Source organism: Kitasatospora sp. NPDC059571 (genome assembly GCF_042735675.1).
Lineage (GTDB): Bacteria > Actinomycetota > Actinomycetes > Streptomycetales > Streptomycetaceae > Kitasatospora.
On record NZ_JBHWBW010000118.1, the window covers coordinates 1 to 9632 of the forward strand.

Genomic DNA, 9632 nt, shown 5'->3' on the forward strand with positions numbered 1-9632 from the left:
CTAAACACCCTTTGGGGGGGGGTCTCTGTCACCAAAATCCCACCCCCAAATGTCCAACAAATATTCTTGCATTTCACCCCGGGGCGCCCCCCCCCCCTCGGGGGCGGGGGCCCCGGTGCGGGAACGTCAACTCGCTAAGCTCTCCACGCTCATGAAGGGAGTGGGTGAAGCGGTGATGACTCGCGAGTCGGCCGTTGCAATGGTGCAGAAGATCTTGGATGGGGACTGCTACAACGACGCCGAGATCGACCGCACGCTGGAGGCACTGGACAGGGGCCTTGGCTGTCCGATTGGTTATGTCAGCGACTTGATCTACTCGCCCGACGGGCCGGAGCCGACAGCGGCCGAGGTGGTCGATCCAGCTTTGGCTTGTTGATGGCCCTCTCGACGGTGTTGCGCTTCTTGTACCGCTCCTCGTCGAAGCCCGGTGGCCGTCCGCCTCGTGACCCCTTGCGCAGGCGGGCAGCCTTACCGCCGGCCCTCTCCGGGTAGACGGGACAACGATCCGGCAAGGCGACAGTCACATGATCGGCCGGAAGCTCCTAGCCGGTGACGCGGTGGAAGGTCCATTGCTGGTTGGTGCTGCCCCGGTCCGAGTACTGGATCAGCGCGGCGCCGTCGGCCGTGCTGCCTCCGCTCACGTCGAGGACCTTTCCGCTGTTGCGGTTGACCACGAAGAACGCGCCACCGGTCAGCGGGCGCAGTTGCCATTGCTGGCTGGTGCGGCCGTCGGCGGTCGTCTGTACGATCCGTGCGCCGTCCGCGGTCGAGGAGCCTGATACGTCGAGGACCTTGCCGCTACGGACGCAGGTGATGGTGTGGTAGCCGTCCGCAGTGGACTGGAAGGTCCACTGCTGGTTCGCTGCGCCGTTGTCGGGCCACTGGATCAGGCCGGCGCCGTCCGCGGCCGACCCACCCGAGACGTCGGCGACCTTGCCGCTGCGCACGCTGACGCATGTGTAGGCCCTGGTGGGCGCGATGGTGTACTGCACCGAGTCGACGTCGACGTAGCCGGTGTTGTTGGGGTTGTAGGTGTACAGGCCGATCCGGTCGCCGCGGTATCCGCCCCAGGTGAGCTGGTAGGTGCCGCCGAAGGCGGCGTATGTGGTGCCGTCGAGGCTGTAGGAGAACTGGCTGACTCCGTTGGCGTCCCAGCTGGTGCGCAGCCACACGACGTTCTGCGTGACGACCGGGCCGTTGGTGAGGGTGCCGCCGGCGTTGTGCGCGATCGTGGTGGTGCTCCCGGAACGGCGGACGCCCAACCCCGCGTAGGTGGCCGCGTAGTGGCACAGTCCGGCATGCTGGCCGTCGGCGAGGCCGGCCAGTTCGAGGCGGACGGTCACCGTCCCCCCGCCCGCCGTGCGCAGCACTCGCTGGGTGAGGGTGTTGCCGACCTTGGTCAGGTTGTCGCCCGCCAGCGGTGCGAACGCCTTGAGTCGCAGGTAGCCGGGGCGTTCGGTCAGCGACCAGTGGTCGGCGCGCGGCTGGTAGTACCACTCCCACTGCGGCTTGATGCGGGTGTCGGTGAACAGGTCGCTGGTCACCACTGGGGGAAGCGCGTCGACCGGCAGCCCGGGTGTGCCGCCGGCGGGGACCTGGCCGGTCCACACCATGGTGCCGATGCCGTCCGAGCCCACCTGGCCCAGGATCGGCCAGCCGTCCACCCAGGTCACCGGCAGCAGGGACAGCACGCGCCCCTCCCAGTCACCGTGGCCGTGATGGGTCACGAAGTACCAGGCGCCGTCCGGAGCCTGCACCAGGCCGCCCTGGTTGGGCTCGCGGTCCACCGAGGCGTTGACATGTTCGAGCTGCCTGGTCTCGTAGGGGCCGTAGAGGTTGGAGCTGCGGTTCATCATCAGCACCCGGCCCTCGGACTTCACCTCGCTGTACAGGTGGTAGTAGAGGCCGTCGATCTTGTACAGCTTGTTGGCCTCGCTGCCCGACGACTGGTGGATGACCGTGGGCGAGCCGACCAGCGACTTCCCGTCCGCGGACAGCTTGAACAGGTTGATCTTGTAGCCGTCCGAGTAGTGACTGGTGACCAGGTAGCCCTGTCCGTCGTCGTCCCAGAACGGGCACGGGTCGTCCCAGCCGGAGGTCCGCCACACCGAGGTCAGCGGATCCCACGGGCCGGCCGGTGACGCGGCCGAGGTCATGAAGAAGCCTTCGTCGGGAGTGTTGAAGTACACCCAGTAGCGCCCCGCGTGGAAGCGGATGGCGCCGGCCCACACGCCGCGGCCGTAGCGGTTCATACGGTCCCAGTTCAGCTCCGGTCCGATCTGGGTCACGTCACCGACCGCGCCGCCGAGCGTGCGCCAGTTGACCAGGTCCTTCGAGTGCAGCACGGCCACGCCGGGCGAGTACCCGAAGGTGCTGGTGATGCCGTAGTAGTCGTCGCCGACCCGAATGCAGTCCCAGTCGCTGAAGTCGCCCGGGAGGACCGGGTTGACGTAGGTGCCGTCGCCCTGGTCGCCCCACGTCCCGGCCGGAGGCACGGCTGCCGCCGCCCGGCCCGGTGGCAGCAGGCCCGGCAGCAGCAACGCCCCCGTGCCGACGGCCGCGAGCCGGCCGAGCTGACGTCTGGTGATGTCCACAGTCCCGTCCTTGGTCAAGGGAAGCCCGCCAGGCATCAGAGGCATTGGCGGCTCTTCGAGCGAGGCATGACGTGATGGCCCGGGCAGTCGGGCAGAGGCCGGTTCGAGCATTGGAGCCGACCGCACGCTGGGCAGATACTCCCGGATTGCGCGCTGGTGTTAACGCTCACAATCCGCGACGGGACGACCGCCACAAGCCGTCCGGATCAGGCCCTCACTTTCGACGAACTCCAGGCCGGCGTCAAGACGTCCGGCATGGACAGTGGACCACCGTCGACACCGCCACGCCGGCCGGAGCGAGCAGCGGCGAGGACGCGGGCACGTTCTTCGCGGCCCACAGCCCGACACCCGGCGCCGCGCCCACGCACCGAACGCGGGCCCGCTCAATGGGTAGGCGCAATAGCGACGCCATAGATCCGATGTTTAGGGCTCCACTCGTCGAATGAATGACCCCTCAGAACCTGATGTTGCCTCAACTGTAGACGCCGGCACCGCAGTTCCCCTATAAATCCATCCGATGTCTTCTCGAGGGCGAAGCGGAACACGGCCGCCATGCCGACGTTCCGCTCCTGGCGCCCTGCCCTCCCTCCCCCAACACATGGAGCCGCACCATGTCCTCTGGATCCCTCAGCAGACGCTCTCTGATGAAGGCCACCGCCCTTGCCGGGGGATTGGCGGCCGTCGGGCTGCCGCAGGTCCTGTGGCCCTCTACCGCGGAGGCGTACACCGTCCCCTCGAAGATGGACTGGTGGTACGAGGCCCGGTTCGGGATGTTCATCCACTTCGGGTCCTACTCGTATCTCGGCAAGGGCGAGTGGGTGTTTGCGCAGCAGCGATGGAGCAAGGCGAACTACCAGACGCAGGTCAGCCAGAAGTTCAATCCGACCCGGTTCAACGCCGCCGCCATCGCCGAACTCGCCAAGAACGCCGGCATGAAGTACCTCGTGATCACCGCCAAACACCACGAGGGCTACGCGATGTGGGACTCCGACGTCGCGAGCTTCACCGACACCACCGGCACCAAGCTGTACAACCTGCACGACTACAGCGGCTTCCAGACCGACCTTCTCGGGGACCTCAAGAGGGAGTGCGAGAGCCGCGGGATCAAGTTCTGCCTGTACTACTCGATCCTCGACTGGAACCATCCTTCACAGGCCGAGCGTCACGAGGGCGGTCTCACCACGATGTCCTCTCAGGCCGCGCGCACCGCCTACATCGCCGACATGAAGGCGCAGCTGCAGGAACTGCTGGACCGCTACGATCCGGCGCTGCTGTGGTTCGACGGCGACTGGTCCGGCGAGCCTTCCAGCCCCACCCTGGAGGACTGGTGGCTGAAATCGGACGGCGTCGGCCTCTACAACCGGCTGATCGCCCGCAAGCCCGGCCTCATCGTCAACGAGCGGGTCAAGCGGGACCTCGGTCTCGGTGACTACGCGGTCGCGGAGTTCGGGATACCCGCCGAGCCGATGGACCGGCAGTGGGAGAAGTGCGCCACCATGAACGGCTCCTGGGGTTACAACGCGGGCCTGGAGACCCGCTACAGACCCTTGAAGGACATCGTCCGGGAACTCGTCACGGTGGTCTCCCGGGACGGCAACTATCTGTTGAACATCGGCCCCACGGGCGAGGGCCTGGTCACCGCCGGAACGCAGACCGTCCTCAACGGCCTGGCCTCCTGGATGTCGACCTACAGCGACAGCATCCACGGGACCAGCGGCAGCCCGTTCGCTACCGAACCAACATGGGGGAAGGTCACCAGGAAGAACAGCAAGCTCTTCGCCCATGTCTTCACCTGGCCCACGAACGGTCAGCTCAGGATCCCCGCGCTCGACAACACGATCCGCCGCGTCTATCTGCTCAACAACCCCTCGGCCTCGCTCTCGTACACCGTCAGCGGCGGCACCATCAACGTCACCGTGCCGGCCACGGCACCGGACGCCGGCGTCTCCGTAGTGTGCGTCGAGGTCCAGGGCATGCCCATCAGGGTTTCCGCGGCTGTGTTCCAGAACGTCGACTACCAAGGCAGCAGCGCCGTCCTGCCGCTGGGCGGCTACACCTCCTCCCAGCTGTCCGCCGCCGGACTGGGGCTCGCCATGGCCTCCTCCGTCCTGGTACCCGACGGCTACCAGGTGACGGGCTACTCGGGCGACGACTTCACCGGCACCGCTTGGACGTTCACCTCCAACACCCCCGACCTCGTGGCGACCGGCAACAATGACGCGATCAGATCACTGAAGGTGACGTTCAGGCCCGACACATACTTCCGCCTGACCAATGTCACGAGTGGCTTGGCGCTGGACAGCGGCGGCAATGTCGCCGGCGGCTCGAATCTGAAGCAGTGGCAACCGATAGACCACACCAATCTCCAGTGGCAGGCGATCGAACTCGGCAACGGCTACTACAAGCTCGTCAACCGCACCAACGGCATGGTCGCCGACGGCTGGGGCTCCACCGCCAACGGCGACCCGGCCCGGCAGAAGGCCTGGGACGACAGCAACACCCAGCAGTGGCAGATCACCCACCGCGGCCAGGGCCAGTACTCGATCGCCAACCGTGGCACGGGACTCGTCCTCGACAGCGGCGGACGAGTCGCCTCAGGGGCCGTGACCAAGCAGTGGAGATGGCAGCAGAGCGCCAACCTCCTGTGGACCTTCACCCCGGTCGCCTGACCGCCACCACCCAGGTGGCCCACAGCCTCTTGCGTACAGCACGGCCAGGAGGGTGTTCACGCCGTTGGAGTCGTACCCCGACTCCATTGCTGGGCGTCACGGCCATGACCCCGTACCCCGCTGAACTGCCGGCACCAGCGGTGTCGTTGCGCACCATGATGCCTGCTTTTGCCCAGGGGTCGGTGTTGTCCAGCGGGCTCACCTTGGTGGTCACGGTGGTGCCGCTGCTGAACGCTTGGCTCCGGTAGACGGCCCCGTCTGGGCGCCCGTCGGCCAGGCGCCGTCCGTGACGATCACTGGTCCGCTGACCACGCTGCCACGGTTGCCGTCAGTGACCGGCCCCACGTCGCCGGAGTCCACCGTTGCACCCGGTCATGCCGCCGACCGATCGCTACCGGGCGGCGTCGGCCGAGCCAGGCTGCACGGGGCGGAGTGACCGCGCGGGGTCTCACCCACGAGCTCGATCCAGCGCTCAGCCGTACGGGGCCGCCGGCCGTTGCGCCGGCGGCCCCGTACGTGCGGCGGCCGGCGGCTACACCGCCGTGAAGGTCCACAGCAGGTTGGTGCTGCTGTTGTAGCCCCACTGCTTGGTGACGGAGCCCGACGCGACGCTGCCGCCACCGTCGAGGACCAGACCGGTGGCGCGGTTGGCGATCGAGTAGCCGTAACCGCTCCGCAGAGTGATCTTCCACTGCTGGTTGGTGCTGCCGTTCCACGCGGCCTGCCGGGCCGCGGAGCCGGCCGTGGTGGCACCCCAGCCGTCGGCGACCATGCCGTTGGTGCGGTTGACCAGCTTGTAGTAGCCGCCGCCCACGTCGACCGCCTGCCACTGGAGGTTGGGGCTGCCGTCCCAGGTCCACTGCTTGAGGTTGCTGCCCGAGGCGACGTTGCCGCCGCTGTCCAGGGCAAGGCCGTCGGTGACGTTGGTGAGCCGGAGGTACGTCGACGGGTTGAACTGGACCTTCAGCGAGGTGATCTGGTCGTTGTTGCCGGTGGCCCTGAGGTCGGGGTTGTCGGCGGTGAAGGTCCAGGCGGTGCCGGTGAAGTTGTCCGCCGAGTAGCCGACGACCTGGAAGCCGGGGGACGTACGGAGGGAGGAGATCGCGGCCGCGCCCACCCCGGCCGCGGCGAGGCCGGCCGCGGTGTACTCGCCCACGGCCAGCGCGGCGGAGGTGCCGGTGTAGTTGACGTCCTTGAAGACGACGGCGCCGGGCGGCGGCAGCAGGTCCGGGATGGTGCCCGAGAAGGAGAGCTTCAGGACGTACGCGTTGGCGCTGTACGGCGCGGAGGAGGGCAGGGTGACGGTGAGGCCGGAGGTGCTCTGGGTCGGTGCGGCCAGGTCGATGGTGGTGCCGGCGGTGGAGCCGAGCAGCTTCACCGAGGTCAGCGACGAGAGGTTGATCCGGTCCGAGCTGAGGGTCCTGATTGTGAGTGAACTGCCGGGCCAGCCGAGGACGGTGGCGTACAGGACGTTGCCGGCCTTGTTGCGGGTGAAGCGGATGTCCTGCGGTGTGCCCGCCGTCGGGTTGGTGAAGGAGCCGCCGCCCATCTTCGTCGGGCCCTCGCCGTACACCGTCCAGGCGCGGGTCGAGTAGATCGACTCGCCGAAGCGCTTCAGGTGGTCGCCGATGCCGAGCAGGACGTCCTTCTGCCCCTGCGGGATGGTGCCGTCGGCCATCGGCGCGATGTTCAGCAGGACGTTGCCGTTCTTGCTGACCCGGTCGATGAAGGAGTGCAGCATCTGCGGGATGCTGTAGTAGCCGATGCCCTGCGTGTAGCACCAGCTGCTGCTGGAGATGCTGTCGTCGGTCAGCCAGTACGGGCTGGTGAGGTCCGCCGGGCCGCCGCGCTCGTAGTCGAAGACCTCGCCCTTGTTGTCGAGGCCGTCCTTGTAGGTGGCGACGACCTCGCGGCCCCAGGAATTGGCCTGGTTGTAGTAGTAGGAGAGGAAGTTGAGGCGCTGCGTCTCGTCGACCTTGTTCAGGTCGAAGTCCTGCCAGAGGATGTCCGGCTGGGCGCGGTCGATGACCTCCTTCAGCTTGTCGTACCAGAGCTGGTTCTCCTGCGCGGTGCTCAACTGGCCGTACAGCTTCTGGAAGCTCGGGTCCGACTGCGCGGCGACGTGGTCGTAGTAGCCGTTGAAGTTGAACGCGTGGTGCATGGCGACCAGCAGCTTGAGGTTCTTGGCGCGGATCGCCGTGGCGAACAGCTGCAGCAGGTTCAGCTTGGGGCCCTTGGCGACCGAGTTCCACTCGTTGACCTGGCTGTCCCACATGGAGAAGCCGTCGTGGTGCTCGGCGACCGGGCCGGCGTACTTGGCGCCGGCGTCGACGAACAGCTGCGCCCACTCGTCGGGGTCGAAGTTCCCGCCGGCCGACTTCAGCTTCGGCGCGAACTGCACGAAGTTGCCCGCGAGGTCCCGCGCCCCGTTGATGAAGTTGTGGTACGGCCAGGCCGACGGCTGGCCATAGGTGGCGATGTGGTGCTGGTTGGCCGCACTGCCGGCTATGTGCATGTTCCGCGGGTACCACTCGCTCTCGTACGCGGGAACGCTGAAGACGCCCCAGTGGAAGTAGATCCCGAACTTGGCGTCCTGGAACCACTCCGGGGCCGACGGATGCTGGTCGACCGAGGTCCAGTCGGGCGTGTAGGTGCTCGGTGCCGCCTGCGCGACGCCGGCCCCGAGGCCGCCGCCGGCGATGGCGGCCGCAGCCACACCTGCGGCCGCGGACAGGAACTGACGTCGATTGAGAGAACTCGCCATGAGGACTTCCCTGGGGTGGGGGACAGCGGAGACGGGCTCGACCAAGGCGACGTGCGACGCGCACGCCCCTGGGAGCACCGGAGGTTACGCATGAAGTTCGTTCATGTGACGCCCTGATGTCAACGGTCGCGCAGGACATTGATGGGGTTGATTTGACTCCGCAAGCTGTCCGGGCCTACTCAACAGGCGGTTTTTACAGTCGTTTTGACCGATGGCTAGACACGCCCCCCGACTGCCGCCTATACATACATCCCATCTCTCCGATGCGGCGGCGCACAGCAGCTGCCGCCCGGCACAGCTCTCTCCCGCTCACGGGACCAGCGCGAGGAAGTACCGATGAGACTCAGGACCGCACTCTGCTCCACCACGTCCGCCCTGGCCTCCCTGGCGCTGCTCAGCGCCTGCAGCAGCGGCACGGGCACCACGGCCGCGTCGGGCGGCGCGCCGCTGGTCGGCGTGGACTACCCGCGCTCCGACACCGACTTCTGGAACTCGTACATCAAGTACACGCCCCAGTACGCCAAGGAGCTGGGGCTTGACCTGAAGACCACCAACTCGCAGAACGACGTCGCCAAGCTGACCGCCAACGCGCAGACGTTCATCAGCCAGGGCGTCAAGGGCCTCGCGATGGCCCCGCAGGACACCGCCGCCATCGCGCCGACGCTGGCGCAGCTGGAGGCGAAGAAGATCCCGGTCGTCACCGTCGACACCCGCCCGGACACCGGCAAGGTGTTCATGGTCGTGCGCGCCGACAACCGCGCCTACGGCGAGAAGGCCTGTCAGTTCCTCGGCACGAAGCTGAGCGGCCAGGGCAAGGTCGTCATGCTGGAGGGCGGCCTGGACTCCATCAACGGCCGTGACCGCACCGAGGCGTTCAACGACTGCATGAAGAAGAACTACCCCGGCGTCAAGGTGTTCGGCGAGGCCACCAACTGGGACGGCGCGGTCGCCGCGCAGAAGCTGCAGACCGACCTGACGGCCAACCCGGACATCAAGGGCGTCTACATGGAGTCCAGCTTCGCCCTGTCCGGCACGCTCCAGGTCCTCAAGCAGAAGGGTCTGCTGGTCGACCCGAAGGACCCCAAGCACGTGTTCGTCGTGTCCAACGACGGCATCCCGGAGGAGCTGAAGTCCATCGGCGAGGGCAAGATCGACGCCACGGTCTCCCAGCCGGCCGACCTGTACGCCAAGTACGCCCTGTACTACCTGAAGGCGGCGATCGACGGTAAGGCGTTCAAGCCCGGCAGGACCGACCACGACAGCACGATCATCCAGGTCCGCGAGGGTCTGCTGGAGGACCAGCTCTCCGCTCCCCTGGTCACCGTCGACGGCGGCACCTACGGCGGCGAGGCCAGCGTCAAGAGCGACGACAAGTCGCTGTGGGGCAACAACCTCGGCTGATTCCTCCTCCGGAACCAACGGCTCACGAGCACAAGGCGGTTGAGATGAGCGACGGGGAACGGACAGTCACCCCCGCGCCCGCCCCGGCGGACGGCGGGGGGGGGCCCCCCCCCCCCGGCCCCGGGGGGGGGGCGGGGGGATGCGCCACGAAAATGGGGCGCGGGGGGGCGCCCCGCCCGCCCCGCGCGCCCACGCGCGCCGCGG

Annotated in this window: 5 protein-coding genes and 1 pseudogene; 3 read left to right on the forward strand and 3 right to left on the reverse strand. The window is 67.5% G+C overall.

Going from position 1 to position 9632, the window contains the following annotated elements:
- The first annotated feature begins 151 nt into the window (after positions 1–151).
- Positions 152–376, forward strand: coding sequence for an e9imm peptide (locus ACFV0G_RS15990; protein ID WP_380547060.1), 225 nt, complete (start codon positions 152–154; stop codon positions 374–376).
- Here the strand turns inward: ACFV0G_RS15990 and ACFV0G_RS15995 are convergent.
- Positions 363–503, reverse strand: a pseudogene (locus ACFV0G_RS15995) (IS5/IS1182 family transposase); the annotation flags it as partial. The gene ACFV0G_RS15990 and the pseudogene ACFV0G_RS15995 overlap by 14 nt on opposite strands.
- Before the next feature lie 39 nt (positions 504–542).
- Positions 543–2594, reverse strand: a complete 2052-nt coding sequence (locus ACFV0G_RS16000; protein ID WP_380547038.1) for a family 43 glycosylhydrolase — start codon at positions 2592–2594, stop codon at positions 543–545.
- Between the two features lie 611 nt (positions 2595–3205).
- On the opposite strand from ACFV0G_RS16000, the gene ACFV0G_RS16005 reads away from it, so the two are divergent.
- Entirely contained in the window at positions 3206–5263 is a 2058-nt protein-coding gene (locus ACFV0G_RS16005) for an alpha-L-fucosidase (RefSeq protein WP_380547040.1), read from the forward strand.
- A gap of 532 nt (positions 5264–5795) precedes the next feature.
- On the opposite strand, the gene ACFV0G_RS16010 is transcribed toward ACFV0G_RS16005, so the two are convergent.
- Positions 5796–8027, reverse strand: a complete 2232-nt coding sequence (locus tag ACFV0G_RS16010) for an alpha-L-fucosidase (protein ID WP_380547042.1) — start codon at positions 8025–8027, stop codon at positions 5796–5798.
- A 336-nt stretch (positions 8028–8363) separates the two neighbouring features.
- Here ACFV0G_RS16010 and ACFV0G_RS16015 point away from each other — a divergent pair, with 336 nt between their 5' ends.
- The gene (locus tag ACFV0G_RS16015) at positions 8364–9428 is read left to right on the forward strand and encodes a sugar ABC transporter substrate-binding protein (RefSeq protein ID WP_380547044.1); all 1065 of its coding nucleotides are present in this window, start codon (positions 8364–8366) and stop codon (positions 9426–9428) included.
- Positions 9429–9632 lie beyond the last annotated feature (204 nt).

Excerpts from the sequence above, each read along its gene's own strand:
- ACFV0G_RS16005 (WP_380547040.1), top strand. The coding sequence starts at position 3,206 with ATGTCCTCTGGATCCCTCAGCAGACGCTCTCTGATGAAGGCCACCGCC.
- ACFV0G_RS15990 (WP_380547060.1), top strand. The coding sequence starts at position 152 with ATGAAGGGAGTGGGTGAAGCGGTGATGACTCGCGAGTCGGCCGTTGCA.
- ACFV0G_RS16015 (WP_380547044.1), top strand. The coding sequence starts at position 8,364 with ATGAGACTCAGGACCGCACTCTGCTCCACCACGTCCGCCCTGGCCTCC.
- ACFV0G_RS16010 (WP_380547042.1), bottom strand. The coding sequence starts at position 8,027 with ATGGCGAGTTCTCTCAATCGACGTCAGTTCCTGTCCGCGGCCGCAGGT.